We start from the raw sequence: 20,870 nt of genomic DNA, 5'->3' as shown, positions 1-20,870 counted from the left end.
GAAAGATCTCACGGTGGCCGCGCTCTCGTCGGCAACGACGAGCAGGGCCACCGCGCTACACCACTATCGGGGGCTCAACTGGCGGCTGGCGCACGAGCCACTGGGCTGGCGCCCCACGACACTGCTGATCACGGTCCGCCGCTACCGGTGCACCGGGTGCGGACACGTATGGCGCCAGGACACCACCAAGGCGGCCGAGCCGCGGGCGAGGCTCTCCCGAGCCGGTCTGCGGTGGGCCCTGGAAGGCATCGTGTGCCAGCACCTCACCGTGGCCCGCGTCGCCGAAGGTCTCGCGGTGTCGTGGAACACCACCAACGACGCCGTGCTCACCGAGGGCCGCCGGGTGCTCATCGAGGACCCCGGCCGGTTCGATGGCGTGAAGGTCATTGGCGTCGACGAGCACGTGTGGCGCCACACCCGTCGCGGGGACAAGTTCGTCACCGTCATCATCGATCTGACCCCCATCCGCGCCGGCACGGGCCCGGCAAGGTTGCTGGACATGGTCGAGGGACGCTCCAAGGCGGCGTTCAAGGACTGGCTCACCGAGCGCGAGGACGCTTGGCGCCAGGGCGTGGAAGTGGTCGCGATGGACGGGTTCACCGGGTTCAAGACCGCCACCACCGAGGAGCTGCCCGAGGCGACCGCGGTCATGGACCCCTTCCACGTCGTGCGCCTGGCCGGCGATGCCCTGGATGCGTGCCGGCGCCGCGTCCAGCAGGACACCCGCGGCCACCGCGGCCGCAAGGACGACCCGCTCTACCGCGCGCGTCGGACTCTGCACACCGGAGCGGACCTGCTCACCGACAAGCAGCGCGACCGGCTGGAGAAGCTGTTCCAGGCCGACGCCCACGTCGAGGTCGAGGCGACCTGGGGGATCTACCAGCGGATGATCACCGCCTACCGGGAGCCCGACCGGACCCGAGGCCGAGCGCTGATGCAGCGGCTGATCGACTCCGTCAGCCAGGGCGTCCCGGGTGCGTTGAGCGAGGTCATCACGCTCGGACGGACCCTGGCCAAGCGCGCCGCCGACGTGCTTGCCTACTTCGACCGGCCCGGCACTTCCAACGGGCCGACCGAGGCCATCAACGGGGTGATCGAGACGATGCGCAGGGTCGCCCGTGGGTTCCGGAAACTCGAGAACTACCGCTTACGAGCACTCCTCGCCGCCGGCGGCTACAGGCCGTGGCAGAAGACGCCTACCCATGCTCATGTGTGAAGGGCCTCAAGACCACAACTCTGAAAAAGATTACTATCAAATACATGTACCTTACAGTAGTATAAAGTGATGGTAACAATATGTTAGATCAGTAACAGAACCCCCCTCCAGAATCCGAAAATACAACATGCAACATAATTTATGGGGGGTTTACAATGAGCAATCTTTCCGATATCTATGAGCAAATGGGTATCAAATCAATGTCAACACACATGAGAATACCCATTGCGGATCAAGAACTATTCTCGGTCATCGACACGCATGCCAAAAACTTCCGTATTGAGAATCAAGCCGCACCATGCATGATAGACGGGAAGAATCTGTATGAAATACCCTCCCCTTTCATCAACTGCCAAGCCTACGTGGCTTTCCTTGATATTCAGGATAATCAGCAACTAATTACCGCGACCCAAAGAAAATTTGGCGTAAAACTTGAGTCAGACCGAACAGCAGCAATGTTGATCGTCCAGCGCGCCTTCGATCTTGACGCTTCTCGGGAACAAAATTCTATTTGTCTTTCTTACGATGAAACTGTTCTAGTAATAGAATGGGGCAATTTTATACGGCCCGGGGGGAAACTTCCCAAAAATCCCAAATTAGCATTGTATGCCGTATCTCCAAGAGAAGCTAAAAGTGGAACCATTGAAAGCAATAATATACTAAGTGGAAAACAAGAGAATCCAATAGATATATTAAATAGACTTATTCCTTCCTTTGACCAAGGGGTTAGTGGAGGGAATAACCAATTACTAGCTTTAAGGAATAACCAATGGGGCCTTTTATCTTACATCGAAGGGAAACCCATAGAGCACGCCAACTTGAGTCATGCATCAGGACGATTGATCTCAGCTACTCCTTCCAAATTTGGACCCGCAAGTGATTATGACAAGAATTTGACGCTTGCTGTCGACTTCCCTTATTTAAGATGTGCAGTGAATGGGTACTCCATTCCAGGTTTGGCAAACTATAATGAGTTGCCCACAGGCATAGACGTAGCCCCCATACTGATGCAAGACCTAAGGGCAGACGGCGGAGGTGGAGGCGGGGGTGGGGGAGCAGGAACCTCACCTAGCAACCCTTCAGCATCATCCACTGGAATCCTTTTGTGTGAAACAGAGTGGGATACAAGAGACTCCTGCAAAACATGCTGTGGAACTATGGTTGGCGGCACAGTTGCGTTAATCGCAACTACCGCAGGCCCCGCAATCTGGTCGTCTGCCGGTGCAATTGTTGCAGCGGGCCCTTTTGGTTGGCTCGTTTTGGGTGTCATTGGCGTTGTGGTGGTTGGTGTCATAGCAGGCACACTGGCTAGTTGTTATAATGCGTGTAACCGAAAGCCCTGATAGCTAGAATTTCCAATTTACCACGTAGAAATTTTATTATAGTCAGTTTGTTTTGGTGTTTGATTGACGATTCGATATCTAGGATTACCGAAAATTTTGCTACCGTAGATCTATATAACGAATTGTTCATAATGAGAGCGGGACACTGGCAGCGTCTTTTTTGGGACTGCCGCACCTATGGGTGCGGCAGTCCCAGTTCCTGTGGTGTTTGAGCGGGGTCATATTCGTGCGGCAACCCGAAGCCGGGGCAGTCCCCTGCTCGCCCTCGCTGGAAGGACTCGATCAAGCTCTGCTCGACGAGCCGTCTCGCATCCCGTCGTATATGTGATGGAGGTAAGACTGGTACTGGTGGGGTACATGCGGGTGTCGAAGGTCGACGGGTCCCAGACCACCGACCTGCAGCGCGACGCGCTGCTCGCCGCCGGCGTCGGGGCGGAGGCGTTGTACGAGGACAAAGCTTCCGGGGCCAAGGACGACCGACCCCAGCTGGTCGCGTGCCTGAAAGCCCTGCGGGCCGGGGACATCCTGATGGTGTGGAAGCTGGACCGGCTGGGGAGGAACCTGCGGCATCTGGTCAACGTGGTCCACGAGCTCACCGAACGCGGCATTGGACTGAAGGTTCTGACGGGACAGGGCGCGGCGATCGACACCACCACGGCTTCCGGGAAGCTGGTGTTCGGGATCTTTGCCGCTCTGGCCGAGTTCGAGCGCGAGCTGATCTCGGAACGCACGATCGCCGGTCTGGCCTCTGCCCGGGCGAGGGGACGCAAGGGCGGGCGCCCCTACAAGATGACCCCGGCCAAAGTCCGCCTCGCCGCGGCGTCCATGGGGCAGCCCGGCACCAATGTCGGGGAGCTGTGCCAGGAGCTCGGCGTCACCCGTCAGACCCTCTACCGCCACGTCTCACCGACCGGTGAGCTGCGCGAGGGCGGGGCCAAGCTGTTGGCGCAGACCCGGAAGTAAGCTGCCGTCCTCGGGCGGGCGGCCGGGGACCGGGTCGGTGTTCGACGTCGGCCCCGTCACGGTGTGAGGCTCTGCGCACGGTCAGCGACCGGTGAGGTCCGTCCGCACCCGGACGGCGCGGCGGCGGAGGGGCCCCGGGGGTCCGGCGGTGTCTCAGGGGTTGGGTCGAGGGCTTCATCGACAGTGTGGATCTCGTTGGTCAAACTGCTGCCTCCGGTGTCGTCCAGGCCGGTGATGTCCACGACGATGCCCGTCTGCACATCCAGCACCCCGCGCAGAGAACCCCGGACATCCGTGCAGCCAGCTCCGGAAAATGACACCCTAAGCGCAACCGGGTGCCCAAAAGCTTACTGCTGCGAGGCGGATTAGTTGCGAGACACCTCAGCGCCGTAGCTGTCACTTATTCCCGCATCAGTCCCCTCCGCCGTGACCCTCACGGCATAAGACCCCACCTGTCACCTATCGGTGCGGCAGTCCCTTACCACGACAGCGGAACTTACAACTTGGCTTACCGCCGTGGTAATGCAGTCAGGGTTCCATTGCTGGGCATATCCCACTGTAGTGTCGGCGTTCAAACTCACCACAGGGACAATTGCCGGTTAGAGCATGGACACAGGGTTTCGGTGTCGATGATCTTGGTGACGGTCTCGGCCATGCTGCGGTGGTTGTCCTGGGCCGAGGTACAGAGCATATGCAGGGCCTTCGCTCGGGATGTCCCGTAGTGGGCCATCAGCACCCCGGCGGCGGTGCCGATTTCCCGGACACTGTCCGGGGCCTGCTGAGTGCGCCGGTGGAACAGCATGATGCCATAATACATCTAGTGGTTATCACACATGGTGCGAACGTGGACCTCACGTTTTCTTAATAAGCTTCCGGGCCCGCCGCGGCTTCTGAACCCACGTAGCTATGAGGGGCGCGACTTTTTCCACCGTCTCATCAACCGACGGCGCGGGCTGACCAAAGCGAATTCGTTTCACTTCGTCATCCAGGTAGGTGCGAATCCGGCTATTACGCCGCCCTCCCAACTCCATGCGCAACATTTGGTGTGCATAGACGAGCAAAGCATCACCAGGGCCGTCAGTATTATCATTCGGCCTTAACCGCGAACTCAAGGTTTGGACTGACATGTTTATGAATTGACTAGCAACCGTGGATCGCCGATTTCTATCGCGCGCCCACTTTTCCCGAACAGAGGTCAATGCCGCGGAAACTAAAGCCCCAATAACACCAAGCCCCAGCACCCAGTTGAGCCCATTGGCGATGTCAGGCCAGTTAATTGCCTCCAAGTGAGCCCTCGCATTCACTGCTGCTGTGAGATACGGTGGGCCCACATGAAAAGAGTCCGTTGATCGGTTCGCCAGTATCAAATTCGTGAAATTCATTCAGAAGGCTGGGAAGTGCGTAGGCGCGACTCACGGCCGACCAGACCTTTTGATTACTGACGCTAGTGTGAAGCACATTCTCAGTAAAGCGAACCCATCGATCAATCGCGTTTGTGTCTCCGGCCCAGGCTGATGCGTCGATGTCGGCACGGCTACGCGCCCGAAGAAGCAAATGCTGCATCGCAGTAGCTATCTCCGATAGGTCCACGACGCGGGCATGCCGATTATGGTAGGTGGACCCTCGTGTCACTGAACCGCCGCCTTCATTCTGGCGCGTGCCCGCAATAAGAGTCGAACCTTGCGCGTTCACAAAAAGTAATTGGGTCTCGGACTTTAAGTTTAGTTCGGAGTTTTCTTTTAGTAGCGCGCTTTCAAGTCGAGCATCTGGAATTTTGCGCGGTTCCCCGGATATGTGGAGCGCAACTACCGACCGCCTCGTTGTGGCCAGGAACTCCGCCATTCTAATATAGAAGGACTCTGGCTCCACTAAATCGTCAACAGCGACGTACGAATGCATTCGACGCTTTGATAGACCATCTAGCGATCTCGGTTCGACTCCCGCCGCAAGCGCCGCAATTTGTTTTAGGAGCTTCATCGGGGCGACGTCGGCAATGCCTTCGATTAGTCGCGCCTGGGTGTCCAATAAATCGGATAATTTGGATACACCATAGGTTCCTCGATATCTAATTGCCGAAACAAAAAGACTAGACCCAAATTGATCGACTCGTGGAATTACCTCAGTCCAATTGTTAAAACCATCAAGTTTGATCTTGTATGGTGTACTTTCGTTTGAGCTGAAAGTGGAGGCAAGCTCTCCTAAGCCAGGCCTGAATTGGTTGCCAGGCGTATAGCGCACAGGGTGTATTTCATGTTTGGACTGAAGGCCGAACTCTCGAATGAAGCTCCGGTGCTTTGAGATCTTCGCGAACCGGTTCTTAGGGCTCAAATTCCTATCTGATTCCTTCAGATAGTAAGAGCCAAGAAGTGTGACGTCGTAGTCCACTGAGAAGGGAGAAGGTAGCGCGTCAAGGAGTTGAACCTTGCCACCAATCCCTGGAAGGTCTTGGTGCTCGACCCCGTCGGCCGCGCCTCGTTTTCCCACTCTGGTATCCAAGCACATCGCGGTAGCCGCAGACAACTTCAGGATGTGGAGCCTCAGCCTGGATCCGCCGACGTGGATTCTCCGGTGATCTTATCGGCATCTATCCGGCGATTTCCGGTTTTGGGCGTGCAAGGTCCGCCGGTCTGCCCGACTTTTCCACTGGGGTTCCGTCTCGTGCGGTCAGGGTCGGGTCCTCGAGCGGTAGCGGTAGCGCTCTTGTGGGCGTGGTCGAAGGGGTTCTCCTAGGCGGTCTGCCAGGGCCAGTGCGTGGGCAGGTGCAACCGCCATTTCCGGGCGTGGTTGGCGATCCGCGCCGGCACGTGGATGAGCTGGGCGCGGATCGTGGCGGTGCGGGCCCGTCCGTGCCGATTGGAGGCGATGACTCCGGTCGCGCGGGTGAGGTTGAAGGCCATCGCCGCGCACACGAGCCAGGCGGCGTTGGCGGTGAACACCCCGAGGGCAAGTGCGCCAGCGGCCCGTTCTTAGGATCGGCGATGACTTGTTCGGCGATCGCGTGGTCCCGGTGCGAGGCCTCGACCTCGACCATCGCCAGGGCGAGTCGGTGAACACCGCATGATGTCGGTACGCAGCCAGCAGCTCGTCCTGGCCGGCCGGAGCGGTGGAGGGGTTCAGGCGCTTCACCCGGCGCACGATCATCCGCGCCGACACGTGCTCGGCCTTCCTCCTGGAGGTGAAGGCGGTGTACGGGATTTCGGCGACCTCGGCGTCGGAGATCCACCGGTCCTCGTCCTGCTCCCAGATTGCGTTGGGGTACTGAATCGGAGTCCAGTTTTCCTCCGGGATGCGGCTGATCGCGGCGGTCACGGCTGGGTCCATCCGCGCGGTAATCGAGAAGTGCGCCCCGGTGGTTTCTGCTGCGGCGACCACGTCCCGGTTGTAGTACGCGGAGTCGGCGCGGACCGTGATCGTCCCGGTCGCCCCGGCCCGCTTCGCGGTGGCCACAGTCTCGGCGATCAACCCGGGCGTCCCGTGGGCCGAGGCCGCGTTGCCCCAGCGCAGGCGGGTGGCGGCGATCACTGGCGCCGCCGTCGAGGTGGACAGGGTCGCCAGCTGCGCGTTGATCCCCTTGACCCCGCTGTAGCCGTAGCCGGTGGCCTGCTTGGCGTAGCCGTGGGTCTTCCGAATCGTGTCGTCGACATCGAGATAGGCCACCGTCTCGGCCCCGCCACCAGGCTCGGCACCCGGTCGGCGAGCCCGGCCAGCAGACGGGATGCCACCGCGTCGAGCTGACGGACGTGACCGAAGGTGTAGGCCCGCAAATGGGTGCCCAACGTCGTCGGGGCCCGACCGGCGGTGAAGATCCTGCCCATGCCACCGTGGCGCAGCAGCCCCATGTCGGCGATGCTGTCGGCCCCGGCAACCATGCCCGCCACGAGTGCCGGAATCTTCGCGGCCGCGTTCGCCCCGGCCGACCCCGGCACCGTCACACGGTCGGCGACGAGCTCGTGCAACCCGGCCTCCTCAGCCAGGCCCAGAACCGGGAGAAGCCCGGCGGTGGACACGATATTGGGATCATCGAAATCAGCCGAAACGCTGTGAGAAACTCGCACTACCGGGTGCGCCTGTTGCTCAGTGGGTCGAAACCTTAGACAAGTCCCATCCTCACTGGTCACAGGAGCACTCGTCATCTCAAGATCCAGCCGCGAAACGCCTCACATCGGCGGATCCAGGCTGAGTTCCGCGTGGGCGCATCCGGGCCCGATTGATGTTTCCTTAACGCGCGCCCTCCTTTGCGCATCAAACTCTGTGGCAGGGGTAGTCATTTGCTGATCCAGCCCTTAATGGCGAGTCGGACGAGCGACACATGATCAAAGGTAAATGGCTATCGGGACAACCTTAAACGAAGCGCCGCCAACGCGGGAGTCGAGTCCAAAGTCGAACGAGGGGTGTCCCTTCTCCGATGCTTCTTCCATGTTTTCGTCCAGTTTTTCGTTCAGCTGGTCCATCAAGCGGTCCACATCTTCGGCCGGAACAAAGCTGAGCAACTTATTGCGATCCAGTGCAGGCCGGTCCAAAGCGATCCCCGAAGTTACTTTTCCGAGCACCGTGAAGCGCCCGTCGAATATTCGGTCGGTGTCCTGGACAGTGAAGTGGCTGCTGTCGCAGATCGTGATCGCAGTGACTGCGTTTTCTTCGTCAGTGTCGACAAGATGGCCAAAAACCTCCCGAGTGCCGTCGCTACGAAAGTCTGTCCTGACTGCCAAGGCAACCGCACGAGCTAGGTCCACCTCAGCATTGATCCGATACTCGGTCTTGGCGACGTAGGCCTGCTGAGCCTCAAAGTTGTGCCATTGATCGAAGCCGTTGATGGCCTGCCTTTTGATGCGATAGCGGACGATTTCGGCGACGAGCTCGGGGGTGAGAATGTCCAAGAACACCGCAGTTTGGTCTGGGGTGAACTCGGTGGTGTACTCCACTAGCTCGCCAACTTCCAGACCCTTGGCGTCGGAAAGACAGCTAATGCTTCTCAGCAGTCCATTTTCGCGGAGCGTTTCGCGGACGATGTGCAGGTAGTAGGCCTGGGTGTACTCCCACACCGACGTCGTCTTCCCGCTGGTCGAGTCCAAGGAACTGTCCCCAACTGCGGAGCCAAGCCTGGCTGCTGCGTCGGCGCCTATGCCGAACAGCCCAAACTTGCTCTTCGCCTCTCCGCTACCTTCGGCTTTGCGATCAACGGTGCGTTCGTGCGTGCCACTGCCCTCCACGGTGTCGCCTTTGGCCAGCGGAAGGCGGTAGAGCTGTTGGAGGATCCCGCTGACGTGATCTGGATTTTGGTAAATCGTCACTGTTGGTGACGGGACAACGGGGGACTTGCGGTGATGTCCGGATCTGGACGTAGTGCTGGTGTTCTTCTGTGGCATTGGGACCTCGGAGCGGGGGAGAGTGCGAGGGATGACGACCGAAGGAGTCATTGGCAACTTGCCGCGTAACCTCCCCTTCGGCCGTAGTGCCCAGGGTAGGCGTCGCCGGGGACACCCCTGCCTGTGGTGAAACCGAGGGAGTCCCGGCCTCTCGGTTTGATGCGGAACAGGTTCGGGTACTCGGCTGGGATCTCGCGGAGGCCAACTCGGCACCCGTGGACCGCAGCCGCGGCCATGCCGACCTTGGTCCGTTCCGCGAGCTGGTCGCGCTCGAGCTGGGCGAAGTTTCAGTGTGTTAGCTGGTGGGGGCGAAGTTCATGGCATGGGTGGAGCTTAGCTTGCCGAATTCCATGGCGCCTCGTTTATTTATCGAGATGGAGAGTCAAGAGCCCTGCCGCCCCGTGAAGCCGCGCATCCATTCCTCTTGCGTGAGTAATGGATAATGTTCACTGTTGTTTTCAATCCGATTATCAATTTGATGCGACATTTTATGATCGTCTCGCTTTGTCCATTGCCGCCCAGAGGAATCAGTGAATCTCAAGTACATATTATACGGTCTAGGATACCACTCTGAATGGGGTCCAGGAATTCTGTCAAAAAACTCTCGGCCATCTTCTTCTAAGCGGCGTGCAACGATTTGGAAATCATGAACCTCCACTCCCTCTTTCCCGGTTGGGAACAAAATGGGCAGCTCCAAATCCCAGTACCTAAGCATGCCATTAGGCGTTTGAATCAACATCACAACGTTGAAAACAGGTGCCGTTCCATTGTTATGAAGTGTTAGAGACCCTTGTTCCCGTATAGTTTCTGCTAGACCTTTCTTGGGATACTTGACAAGGTAGTACACAGATCGAGCATGTTGGGATAATCGGTCCTGCTCTCGCTGGTGTGACTCTTCACGCAAATTTCGTAGTTGACCGTACGCAGCCCACGCTGCAACACAGGCCGCGAAGAGAGCACCTGTAGTAGCGGAGGCAGATATCCACTCCGGTGACCATTGGGGCCAGTTTAAATCCACCGTAGCGGGCGGAATAATTTTTTGTGGGGAGTAGCCAGTAATCCAGAGGATGCTGAAATTGAGAGATGTGAGGGCAAGGATTCCCGTTGCCCAATGCCACTTTGTCCCAGTCTGTAGCCACCGCTTGATCCGTTTGCGGCGCGGGCGACTCATGGCCGAAGCGCCAATGGGGTCTGCTTCATGTGATGAAGGGTAGCGGTCCGTGCCAATGCTCTCGCTGGCACAATGCGGGTGCCCTAGCTAGGGCATGTGGTCAGGCCTCTCCCGCTGTCCATCGTGGCCGCGAGCACCGCATGATCTTTGGGGTGTGCCTTCGGTGGTCCCCGCGAGCTGATGTGGATTCCTTAGCCCGTCGGACCGGGATGCTTACCTTCAAGCGGGAACGATTAACGGCAGGCGGCCACTCCCAACGCGACCTCCGCTTGCCACCGCACCACTAGATATCCGTTGCATGTATCAACCACTGATCCAGCAGAGGAGGGCCGTGTTCGACCTGCTGACCGAGCGTTGGTTCCATGTCACCGACCCCACGCTCGCACCGCGCACTGTGGGACTACGGGAAGCCCTCCTCGACGCCGAGCGCATCACCGCAGTCGTCGACCCGGACTCGGGGGCCGAAGCGGCGCTGCACCGGTTGTTGCTGGCGATCTATCAGGCCGCCGTCTACGCCGACACTCCGCGGCTGGAGGATGACGAGATCCCCACCGAATGGCCTGCCGCGGTTATTCAGGAGTACCTGGACGCCCACACGAGCGCCTTCGACCTGGCCCACCCCACCCGCCCGTTTCTCCAGAGCCACTACGCCCGTGACACAGCCCCGGCCAAGACCCCGGGGCTACTCGGCGCCCCGTTCCTGGCCGGGGAGGGGCGGATCATGGCCCCGGGCTTCCCCCGCCACAACGACGCTATGGATTCTGCCCGGGCGGCCCGGCTGTTGCTGGCCGTCCAGCAGTGGGGCAATGGACAGAAAGCCAACGGAGTCAACCCTCACACCGGCTCCGCCTCCACCCCCGCCGGGGTCCTGGCTGGGGCACTGGTCACCATCCCCAAGGGCGCTACCCTCGCCCAGACCCTGATGATGAATTTCACCCCGGTGCCGCCCGCCCAGCGCGGCATCCCGGTGTGGGAGACACCCGACGAGGCCACGCCCCCCAGTGGGTGGCTGGGCCGGCTGGTGTGGCCCTCTCGCGGCTACGCCCTGGACTTCGCCGACGACCACCGCCACGTCACCGCCACGTACTTCGCCGTCGGATGGCGGGCCCCCGAACTTGAGGTGATTTCCGAGCCGATGTTCACCTACAACAAGGACAAGCCCGACGGATCCCCCGGCACCTACTTGCGCGGGCCCTCCGCCCCCACGGACTTCTACCGCAACGTCCCCACCATTTACGGCTACGACGGCGCACGCTGCCAGGCGATCACCACCGCCCAGCGGTGGCTGGAGGACGCCGGGCTGGAATCCGAGCATGAGCTGACCCTCTACGGGCGCAATAACATCGGGCAGAAGGTCGCCGGCTTGCAGACCCGGGTGATGCTACCGGCAACTGCAGGGCTGATCGGCAGCGGACCGGCGCACCGGCTGGCGGTGAACCTGCTCAACGACGCGGTGGAGGCCACCGCCAAGGTGTCATCCACCTTCGGCCGCGCAGTAGGCCCCGAGGGGGACGACGACTCCAGCGTGAAGCTGCGCAGAGCTACCTCCGAGCGCATCAAGGCCGCAGCCTCGGACCTGTACTTCGACCTGCTCCAGACCCTCGCTCGCCCCGAGACGATGAACGCAGCCGGGGCCGACGCCGTCTGGGACACCTACATCCGTGCCCTCACCTGCCTGCTGCGCGAGCGCTTCGAGGCCCTCACCCGCACCTGGACCGCTCAGGACCACGCCCAGCGGCGCCGCGTACTGGAGACCGGCATCGCCAAACATCTGCCCCTGACCCCGACCACCGAGGAGATCTTCGATGACGACCGGTGAGCCCCCCGCCGCTCCCGCCAGTAGGGGCAAGCAGTTCATATCCAGCCTTCTCGCCATCCCGGCGCACGAGCGTTCAAGGGCGCTGATGGCGATGCGGTCCTCCCTGCACTACCCCGACCGGATGGCCCCGGCCGCGGCCGCCTACGTGCTGCCCGCTCTTCCGCTGGGGATACACCAGGAGGGCACGGGTCCCTACTACACCGCCGCAGCCCTCTACGCCCTGTGGGAGACCGGTAGCCGCGGACGGCGCGGAGGCTACCCTGCCAGCGTCGGCGGGGCTCTGCGCACACTGAAAGCCAAGGGCGAGGACATCGCCGCGGAGGCCATGGCCCGGGACCTGCTGCGCCTGCGTGCAAACCAGGCGCACAGGGTACTCCAGCGGGCGGTAACCCACTTCGCCCACGCCGGAATCAGCCTGAACTGGGCACGGCTGACCGATGACCTGATCAACCCCGACTGGGGCAAGGTCCAGCGATCCTGGGCCTACGACTACTACTACGTGTCCCGCACCGACCGCACCACCGCCCAGCCCAGCACCGCGTCCGTCGACTCCGAGAAGGAGTAACCATGCCCCGCCACTTCCTGGAAATCCACATCCTCCAGCCCTTCCCGCTGTCGTGCATCAACCGTGACGACGCCGGGCTGCCCAAGACCGCCCCGATCGGCGGGGACCAGCGGGCCTACTGGTCATCCCAGTCCCAGAAGCGTGGGGTGCGGCAGGGCTTCCGCAAGGCTCTGGGTGAGGACAGCACCTCGGTGCGCACCCGCCGCATTCCCATCAATACCGTGAAAACCCTAGTGGAACGCGGCCGCGAGGACGCCGAGGCGGTGCGGGCGACCCTGTCCGCGTTCGCCGTGCTGGGCTACAGCATCGTGGCAGCCAAGGATCTCGACGAGGACGCCGAGCCGGTCGCCCACGCGGTGAACCCGCAGATCTGGCTGAAGTCCTCCGGGCGCACCTCAGTCGTCCTGCCGATTGCTAACACCGCCCCGCAAGACCTGGCTGACGTCATCGAGGCGAACTGGGAGGACCTGCTCGCTGCCACCACCATCAAGGGTGGGACCAAGGCAGACCACGCGGTGAAGGTGTCGGCGGAGCTGAAGAAGCAGGTGGGCCCGGCCCTGCGTCGGGTCATGGACCCGGCCCGGTTGGTCGACGTCGCCCTGTTCGGGAGGATGCTCACCGAAGCCCCCGAAGACACTGTGGAGGCCGCTGCCTCCGTGGCTCATGCAATGACCACCCACGCCGACGAGTCCCAGGCCGACTTCTGGGTCGCTACCGATGACGACCCCACCCAAGGTCACGGCGGGTCCGCGAACATGGGCGTGCAGGTGTTCAACTCCGGGCTGTTCTACCGCTACGCCACCGTGAACACCACTGACCTGGCCGCCGGCCCGCTGGCCGCGGACCCCTTCGCCGCCCGCAAGGGAGCCATGACGTTCCTCGAGCAATTCGCCCGGCTGCGTCCGGCCGCCATGGAGCACCGCACTGCCCCCTACACTGATCCGTCCCTGGTGCTCGTGGTCGCCTCCGACCTGCCGAGGATGTTCACTGACGCGTTCAGCGACTCCGTGCGCGACACCTACCTCACCGGGTCCGTGCAGCGGCTCCAGGAAACTTGGAACACCTGGCGGCGGGCCTACGGGGACGAGTTGGAGGCATTCCTATTGCTTGCCCACCCCGATGTAGAAGGCTTCGACTTCGACGGTGCCCGCTCCTGCACCACTTTGGATGAGGCCCTGGACCGGGCGATGGAGGCCGCCTTCGATGCCTGAGCCCGACCAGTTGGTCCTGCTCCTGCGCCTGGACGCCCTGCTGCAGTCCTGGGGCACCAACGCGCAGGGCACCGTTAAAACCACGCTCAACGAGCCGTCCTTCTCCGGGATTGTGGGCCTGATCGCCAATGCCATGGGCCGCACCCGCGACCAATCCGTGGAGGACCTAGCGGCTCTGCACTTCGCGGTGCGCACCGACGTTCCCGGGCAACTGATGCGTGACTACCAGACCGCCGGCACCGTCGGGGGCATCATCGCCCGCAAGGAGTACACCACACGCGGCGGGACCCGGGCGTTCAAGGATGTCCTGGAAGGTGGGAAAGAGCTGCACAAGCACTACCTGGCCGGGGCCTCGTTCACCGCCGCCCTGTGGGGCGAGGAGACCGTGATGGAGGCAGCCGCGGCAGCGCTACATCGCCCGGCCCGGGCACTGTACCTCGGCCGGAGGGCCTGCCCGCCGGCCGTGCCGGTGCTAGCTGGACTGCACCGCGGGGACCCGGTGCGCATGCTGGAAACCTACCCGGCGCACCGGTTGGCCGACCCGGCCGCACCCGTGAAGGTCACCGTGCCCTCGGTGCCCGGCGACGGCGGGGGCCGGGCCCAGTTTGACCACCCCCTGGACTTTGGCACCCACACCCGCTCCTACCTGCCCCGCTATGTGCGCAGCTACCAGGTGCCAGCCCCACCGGTGGAGGTAAGCGCATGAGCCCCCTGGCCAATCTTCAGCTGGCCCGGCTGATCCTGGACCCCCAGCACCGAGGTACCTACAAGCTAGTGCGCGACCTGGACCTGATGCACAAGGTCACCGCTCTGGCCCTCCCACCCGAAGCCTCCCCCCGCGACGCCCATCTGCTGTGGCGAATGGACGGAGTTGCTCAGGCCCGCCCAATCGTCTCCGTGCAGTGCACTGGGGACTGGGACCCTGCCCGCTATGCCCAGGTCGAGGAGGCCCTGGAGGTAAAGGGCCCGATTCCCATGGGCGAGCAGTGGGCCGATAAGGTCACCGCCGGGTCGCTGTGGGCGTTCCGAGCCCGCCTGAACCCCACCTGGATGGAGAACGACACCCGCCGCCGGCGCCCCCTCCTGGAATATGACCAGCAAGCCGAGTGGCTGTTGCGCCAGTCCAAGGGGGCCTTCACCTACGCTAACGACCCAGTCTGGGGCGAGGTGGACCTGGCTATCGACAACGAGGGCCCGCTAACCTCCCGCACCCGGGGCCTGACCTTGGGCGCCGTCTCCTACCGCGGCACCCTCCAGGTCAGGGACCCCGAGTTGTTCCAGGAACTGATTGTCCGCGGGGTGGGACGAGGAAAGTCCTTCGGGATGGGCCTGCTCCAGCTCCAGCCCCGCATCTGAGCCGCAAGCGCCCATGGACATCCTTGAGCTTTGGGGTAAGACCGATCGGCAGGCCACCGGCGGATCCGTCACCACGCATCCGCTGCTGTGGCACCTGCTGGACGTGGCCGCGGTTGCCGAAGAGCTGTGGGACCACTACGTCCCGGCCCGGTTCCGCACCGACCTCACCACCACTCTGGGCCTCCTAGATCCCGGCATGGGCAGGGCATGGTTCGCCGTCCTGGCCGCGATGCACGATCTGGGTAAGGCGTCCTGGTCCTTCCAGTCCCAGGCCCCGGCCGCCTGCACCCCGGCGGTGGCCGCCCTCGCGGTGCGGGAGAACCGCGACACCACACATGAGGCGATCGGGCTGGGAGCGCTCAGTTGCCTACTCCAGGACGCCGGGGTCCCCGAGGCCACCGCGCGCACCTGGGCCGCGGCCGCCAACGTGGAGCACGGTCAACTGATCATCGACCGCCGAGAGCACGAGTCCCTGGAGGCCGCCTTCGGCCCGCCCCTGCCCGGGTGGGAAACCCATCAGGTGTGGCACCAGGCGCGGAAGCAGCTGTTCACCACCATCCGGGACTTGCTCGGGGCCACCACCGGGCTCACGGACACCAAAGCACCCACAGCTGCCTTGACGCTCCAGGTGGCCGGGTTTATCAAGGCCGCCGACTGGGTAGGCTCCAACCCTGCTAACTTCCCCTACACTGCGGCCACGATGAGCCCGGTCCAGTACCTAGCTGGCTGCGCCCGGCCCCATGCTGCCCAGGCGGTGCAGGACACGTATCTGTACGGGTGGGTGCCAGCCGGCCCCAAAGACTTCGGGGAGCTGTTCAACTTCCCCGGGGTAAGCGATCCCTCTCCCACCCCGGTGCAGGCCACCGTCGGCACCATGGCCCAGGACGCCGTACTGGAGACGATGATCCTGATCGAGGAGGAGATGGGGGCCGGAAAGACCGAGGCCGCCCTGTGGGCCGCCCACGAGTTTGCGCGCAAGGGCGCCGACGGGCTCTACGTCGCCCTGCCCACCATGGCCACCGCCAAGGCCATGCACACCCGGGTCGGCGCCTGGATGGCTCGAGCCGGGATGGGCGGATACACCCCAATTCTCAACGTTTCCGACTGGGAGGACCTGGAACCGGACACCGGCGCCGCCGACGTCGGGTTCATCCGCGCGACTGAAGCGTCCTCCTGGTTCCGCGGCCCCCGGCGAGCCCTGCTATCCAAGATCGGGGTGGGCACTATCGACCAGGTACTAATGGCCGCCCAGCCGGTAAAGTACGGGCAGGCCCGCATCGCCGGTCTGGCCGGGCGGGTGGTGGTCTTCGACGAGGTCCACGCCTACGACACGTTTACCTCGACCCTGCTCACTGACGCCCTGCGCTGGCTGGCGCACCTGGGGTGCCCGGTGATCATCCTTTCGGCCACCCTGCCCCAAGAGACCAAGCGCCGGCTAGTGGCCGCCTACCGCAGCGGCCTCCTCGGCCGCACCGTCCACCCTGAGGACCTGCCCGGCTTCCCAACCGCCTACCCCTGCGTGTCCCGGGTAGACGCGGCGACCGATCCCGTCGACGTCCATCCCATCCGGGCAAAGGGAATCGTCAAGACCGTGGCGCTCATCGCCACTCACCAAGGCTCCCGGTACGGCCCCGAGGCCCTCACTCGTACAGTGAGTTCTCGAGTCACCGAGCACACCGGTTGCGCGGCAATCATCTGCAACAGCGTCACCACCGCCCAGGACACCTACCAACTCCTGCGGGAGATTTACCCGGTAGCAGATGTGACGCTGCTGCACTCTCGATTCACCCGAGCGGACCGGGCCGCCATCGAAGCCCGGGTGCTGGCCACCTACGGCAAAGGTCCAGGGCAGGGCCGGCGCCGAGAACAGCTGCACCTGCTGGTGGGCACCCAGGTGATCGAGCAGTCCCTGGACATCGACTTCGACCTCATCGTCACCGAAGCCGCCCCCATGGACCTCCTTCTCCAACGCTGCGGGCGACTGCACCGCCACACCAATCCCCGCCCCGCCTGGGGCCAGGACCCGACCATGGTGGTCTCCTGGCCGCGCCACGGCCCCGGGAAACGCCCGGACTTCAAGGACACCTCGTACGTCTACGAAACCCAAGCCCCCGCCACGATGCTGCGCACCTGGGACGTCCTGCGCCGCCGCACCACCCTCACCTTGCCAATCGACATCCCCACTCTCGTTCAAGACGTCTACGGCCCGGGTCCCGGAGGGCTTGTCGGGGAAGAGGCTGACTGGTGGGAGGCGGCCACGGTCGCCCAGGAGCAACTACGGGAGCAGGACGCGGCGAAAGCCACCAACCTCGCACTGGGCAAGCCCTGGGGGTCAGGGCTGCGGGCCTATCGCACCGGAGGGGAACTGCTGGACTCCGCCACCGAGACCCCACACACCCGCAACGGCCCTGAGTCCATCACCATCGCCCTGGCCGACACCACCCGTCCGGCCGTGGAGTACCGCAATGTGCAGCACTGGCGCCGGCAACAGCTGTCCCTTTCCACCGCCACCGCTACTTGGCGCGCCCTCCGGGACCAACTCGACGACTCCCCCTGGGACCGTGGCCCCCTCCGTGGGGTGCAGATCCTGACCGTCAACGGCCCCGGACCCGGGACCTACCGACAAGACCTCGGACTCACCATGACCACCTGCTGATACTCTCCATCCATTGCCGTCAATACGACCTAGACCGTTGCTTGAAAACCTCATAACACCACCAAAGATGACCCTTCAGGACCTTCCCCGCGAAAGCGGAGGTGAACCCGGGTAAGGACGCCATTTATATCCACATATCGAACTTCCCCGTGTATGCGGGGGTGAACCGTCTGCACCAGGGGCAATGACTTCGACCTCGTGCTTTCCCCGTACTCGCGGGGGTGAAACCATGGGCCACACCTGTCTCGAGTAAATCCTCTTTATTCCCTGCACTAGCGGGGATGGACCTAAGCCCGCAGCCGCAACGATTTATGCCGCAGGCCTTTCCCCGCGCACGCGGGGATGGATCAACGTAAAGCAATGTGAAGCAAACCTTCAGTGTCTCCTCTTCACGCAAGCGGGGGCGAATCCGAAAGCACGGGCGTTGCCGACAGTACCGACTCGTTCTTCTGCACACGCAAGGACGATCCGGTGGTGGAATGTGGGACGGAGGCGTTTAATACTTTATCCCTGCGCCTGCGGGGGTGATTCCTTCGGCCTAAATGGCTCCGGGAACTGCTGGGCCGTTATTCCTCGAACTAGCGGGGGTGATCCGTTCCATGAAGGTGGGGCAGAGCTCATCGTCACCCATTCCCCGCGCCTGCGGGGGTGAACTTGGTTGACACTGGCATTTGCACGTCTTAATGGTCCTTCCTTACAGGGGTAACTCAAAATGAAGGAATCGCACAAGACGCACTTAGCTTTTCCTATTACCTGCACATGCGGGGTGGGCCGATCCTGCTGGTGTCATGCATAGGCTTCTCTGCCTTCCCCGCACCGGCGGGGGTGAAGCCACCTGATGGGCAGTGCTGGAAATGCTGGACGCTCGTCCCCCGCTATTGCGGGGGAGCCGCCTTTCACGGCATGGTCCTGGGACATGAGCACTACCTCCCCGCGACCGCGGGGGTGAACCATTGACCATCACTTTCATACACCCATAGAGCTCTTCCCTGCGCACCTAGGGGGCCTGCCGTCGTGAATGCGGTAAACGGTGCCCTCCTGTTTCCCATACATGCGGGGATGTCGGGTTCGGCTTGAGTTGCTCCAGAAAATGCTGGACCGTCCTACCCCACGCAAGCGGAGATGGACCCATGTGGGAGATCAGGAAGGGTGACAAACTCTTTATTTCCTTGCGACAGTAGGGGTGATTCTGGTGGAAAGGTGGAGCCAACGCGTCAGACCATTTTCCCGCGCCAGCGGGGGTGTACCCAACATCGCAATCGATCTGGCGTCAGAATTCTGCATTCCCTGCATTCCCTGCTTCCTGCGGGGATGGCTCGCGCACCCTATGGCATTTCATTCAAGATCAGTGCATTTCTTCGCATCGGTGGAGGTGAACCGTCAAATCTCCGAGCAATGGCATCGGTTTGAAGATTTCCGTGCGCTTGCGGGGATGTCGGCCAGCGTCCCAGGGGGTGTTTGTGATGGTGGGGTAGCGAAGAGGTCCCTGGGCACACATGTGACCAGGGACCTCTTTCCTTATGCATGTCCTGTGACCCGGTGGACTACTTTGAGATATCGGCCATTGGCCCGTAGCTAAAAGATCTAAAATTTTGGCGGGATGGGACCATGGGTTATGGCGAACCATCCTGCGTCCCCGCTGTATTTGCGTAAGGGCAATCGGGAGAAGCTGACCCGGCTGGTGCGGTCCACTTCGGTGCCGGCCGGGTTGTCGCATCGGGCGCTGATCGCGATGTTGCCCTCGGACGGGACTTCTAACACGAACATCGCCGAGAAGGTCGGGGCCACCCGCACAACCGTGATCGCCTGGCGCTACTGCTACACCGAAACCGGCATCGAAGGGTTGGCCGATCACGACCGGTCCGGGAGGCCTTGGCGCATCGACCACCCGGCGATCGTGGCCGCCACACTCCAATCACCGCCGAAGAAGCTTGGCGTCGCTGGGGCCGGGAGGCCACGTTGGAGTTCATCGCAGGGCGGAAGCGTCGGATGGCCAAGTGGGTCATAGAGAACCACCCCGAGATTCAGGATTGCCAGTAGCGCCTCAGCAAAGGCATCCCCCTACCTCCGGATGCCGGGATAGCTAAAGCACTGCATACCACTTGGCGAGCTACCCCGATCATGAGCCCGCCTTCACGTTCACGTGAGGGACAGGACTGCCGCACCGACAGGTGGCGTTGAGGGTGCTGAGCCCCGGAAGGCTCATGGCAGTTCTCCTGTTTGATCTGCCCTCGATTGGTTCGGACAGGGAGTACGACGCGGACGGGCAGCGAAACCTGACAAGGAGTGGCGTGTTGACCAGGGAAGGAGGAGCCGCAAACCTCGTGAATATGCCACAACCCCGAATCGCGGTCTTACCCGATACACCCGATGCCAGGCTACTGGTTGAGCTCACCAGTCACGCCAATGATCTTTCGGAGGCCGCGCACGCCCTCGGATGTGCCTTCGACGCCGGTGAGGGCTCCAGTCTGTGGGAACCGCTAACATCACACGCGGTCACCGCATACGTGCGTCCGTTCATCATTTCCAACGTACGGGCCCGCCTCGACGAAATGCCTGAAATTCCTAGCCTGCCACCCAACCTCCGCTCGGTGCACGACAGGATCCGGAAGTACCGCAATACCACCATTGCGCACTCCCAATCCGAGTTGGTCATGCCTCTACCAGTCGCGATCCTCAATGACGAAGGCCACGGCGTGGACGTCATCGGTGTGACGCTCATCCATCCGATGCCTCATGCGTTTGCGCAACGCTTCGCTGAGCTGATTTCCGCGAGTGAAGACATCGTCGATCAAGCAACACAGCCGGTTCTCGAGCGTCTGCGAGCATGGTTGCGCGATGAGACCCCGAAAACGATCAGCGACTGGCAGCAACCAGAGATTATCAACGCAGTGGACACGGATTTCACTGCTGCGCGGGCAAGGAAACGGATACCACGGTTTACGAGATATTGGCATGTTGCGCACTTACCCGGCCACGAGCAGCCCGACGAATGACAGTGGGGACTGCCGCGCGATCAGGTGACGTCTTGATCTGGCTTGCCCGCGGGCGGGTACAGCCGAGGCCCGGGGGTGCCGCTGTACAGTTTCCGGTCGGTGATGGACACCGGGTGAGGGGCAGTTTGTCCTTGATGGGAAAGTGCGTTATCCGTTTCTTCGGTGATCGAGGTCATCGGGGCTGTTGGCGTTTCAGGTCGATGTAGTC

16 protein-coding genes and 1 pseudogene are annotated in these 20,870 nt (G+C 62.2%); 11 read left to right on the top strand and 6 right to left on the bottom strand.

The window, feature by feature from the left end; translation table 11 throughout:
- The 3 genes from Q0817_RS18545 to Q0817_RS18535 all read left to right on the top strand — a co-directional run.
- A partial coding sequence (locus tag Q0817_RS18545; RefSeq protein ID WP_298591606.1) for an ISL3 family transposase occupies window positions 1-1,216 on the top strand: 1,216 nt, incomplete at its 5' end.
- Between the two features lie 155 nt (window positions 1,217-1,371).
- Window positions 1,372-2,559: a hypothetical protein gene (locus Q0817_RS18540; protein WP_298591605.1), complete on the top strand. Its 1,188-nt coding sequence runs from the start codon at window positions 1,372-1,374 to the stop codon at window positions 2,557-2,559.
- 357 nt (window positions 2,560-2,916) lie between these two features.
- Window positions 2,917-3,522 (top strand): recombinase family protein, encoded by a 606-nt coding sequence (locus Q0817_RS18535; protein WP_298591607.1) that lies wholly within the window; start codon window positions 2,917-2,919, stop codon window positions 3,520-3,522.
- A 577-nt stretch (window positions 3,523-4,099) separates the two neighbouring features.
- On the opposite strand, the gene Q0817_RS18530 is transcribed toward Q0817_RS18535, so the two are convergent.
- The 5 genes and pseudogenes from Q0817_RS18530 to Q0817_RS18510 all read right to left on the bottom strand — a co-directional run bounded on the left by Q0817_RS18530 (window position 4,100) and on the right by Q0817_RS18510 (window position 9,735).
- Window positions 4,100-4,324 (bottom strand): ANTAR domain-containing protein, encoded by a 225-nt coding sequence (locus Q0817_RS18530; protein WP_298591604.1) that lies wholly within the window; start codon window positions 4,322-4,324, stop codon window positions 4,100-4,102.
- Window positions 4,325-4,794: 470 nt separating this feature from the next.
- On the bottom strand, window positions 4,795-5,907 hold the full coding sequence (locus Q0817_RS18525; RefSeq protein ID WP_298591603.1) for a hypothetical protein: 1,113 nt from the start codon (window positions 5,905-5,907) through the stop codon (window positions 4,795-4,797).
- A 341-nt stretch (window positions 5,908-6,248) separates the two neighbouring features.
- A pseudogene (locus Q0817_RS18520) lies at window positions 6,249-7,577 on the bottom strand (IS1380 family transposase).
- Between the two features lie 258 nt (window positions 7,578-7,835).
- Entirely contained in the window at window positions 7,836-8,813 is a 978-nt protein-coding gene (locus Q0817_RS18515) for a hypothetical protein (protein WP_298591602.1), read from the bottom strand.
- 457 nt (window positions 8,814-9,270) lie between these two features.
- On the bottom strand, window positions 9,271-9,735 hold the full coding sequence (locus Q0817_RS18510) for a hypothetical protein (RefSeq protein WP_298591601.1): 465 nt from the start codon (window positions 9,733-9,735) through the stop codon (window positions 9,271-9,273).
- 655 nt (window positions 9,736-10,390) lie between these two features.
- Between Q0817_RS18510 and casA the strand changes: the two genes are divergently transcribed.
- The 8 genes from casA to Q0817_RS18470 all read left to right on the top strand — a co-directional run bounded on the left by casA (window position 10,391) and on the right by Q0817_RS18470 (window position 20,662).
- On the top strand, window positions 10,391-11,878 hold the full coding sequence (casA, locus tag Q0817_RS18505) for a type I-E CRISPR-associated protein Cse1/CasA (RefSeq protein ID WP_298591600.1): 1,488 nt from the start codon (window positions 10,391-10,393) through the stop codon (window positions 11,876-11,878).
- On the top strand, window positions 11,865-12,443 hold the full coding sequence (gene casB / locus Q0817_RS18500) for a type I-E CRISPR-associated protein Cse2/CasB (protein ID WP_298591599.1): 579 nt from the start codon (window positions 11,865-11,867) through the stop codon (window positions 12,441-12,443). Before casA ends, casB begins: the two co-directional genes overlap by 14 nt.
- Window positions 12,444-12,445: 2 nt before the next feature.
- Window positions 12,446-13,654 (top strand): type I-E CRISPR-associated protein Cas7/Cse4/CasC, encoded by a 1,209-nt coding sequence (gene cas7e / locus Q0817_RS18495; RefSeq protein ID WP_298591598.1) that lies wholly within the window; start codon window positions 12,446-12,448, stop codon window positions 13,652-13,654.
- Window positions 13,647-14,360 carry a type I-E CRISPR-associated protein Cas5/CasD gene (gene cas5e, locus Q0817_RS18490; protein WP_298591597.1) on the top strand — a complete coding sequence of 238 codons (714 nt, stop codon included), beginning with the start codon at window positions 13,647-13,649 and terminating at the stop codon, window positions 14,358-14,360. Before cas7e ends, cas5e begins: the two co-directional genes overlap by 8 nt.
- Window positions 14,357-15,010 (top strand): type I-E CRISPR-associated protein Cas6/Cse3/CasE, encoded by a 654-nt coding sequence (gene cas6e / locus Q0817_RS18485; protein WP_298591596.1) that lies wholly within the window; start codon window positions 14,357-14,359, stop codon window positions 15,008-15,010. Before cas5e ends, cas6e begins: the two co-directional genes overlap by 4 nt.
- A gap of 13 nt (window positions 15,011-15,023) precedes the next feature.
- Window positions 15,024-17,666, top strand: a complete 2,643-nt coding sequence (cas3, locus tag Q0817_RS18480; protein ID WP_298591595.1) for a CRISPR-associated helicase Cas3' — start codon at window positions 15,024-15,026, stop codon at window positions 17,664-17,666.
- Between the two features lie 1,600 nt (window positions 17,667-19,266).
- Entirely contained in the window at window positions 19,267-19,674 is a 408-nt protein-coding gene (locus tag Q0817_RS18475) for a helix-turn-helix domain-containing protein (protein ID WP_366139895.1), read from the top strand.
- 196 nt (window positions 19,675-19,870) lie between these two features.
- Window positions 19,871-20,662 carry a hypothetical protein gene (locus Q0817_RS18470; protein ID WP_298591588.1) on the top strand — a complete coding sequence of 264 codons (792 nt, stop codon included), beginning with the start codon at window positions 19,871-19,873 and terminating at the stop codon, window positions 20,660-20,662.
- A gap of 20 nt (window positions 20,663-20,682) precedes the next feature.
- On the opposite strand, the gene Q0817_RS18465 is transcribed toward Q0817_RS18470, so the two are convergent.
- On the bottom strand, window positions 20,683-20,870 hold a 188-nt coding region (locus Q0817_RS18465; RefSeq protein ID WP_298591586.1), incomplete at its 5' end, for a hypothetical protein.

This window comes from uncultured Kocuria sp. (assembly GCF_947500125.1).
Taxonomy (GTDB): Bacteria; Actinomycetota; Actinomycetes; order Actinomycetales; family Micrococcaceae; genus Kocuria.
The sequence above is the reverse complement of the archived record's forward strand: the minus strand, read 5'-3'. Positions and strand labels throughout refer to the sequence as shown.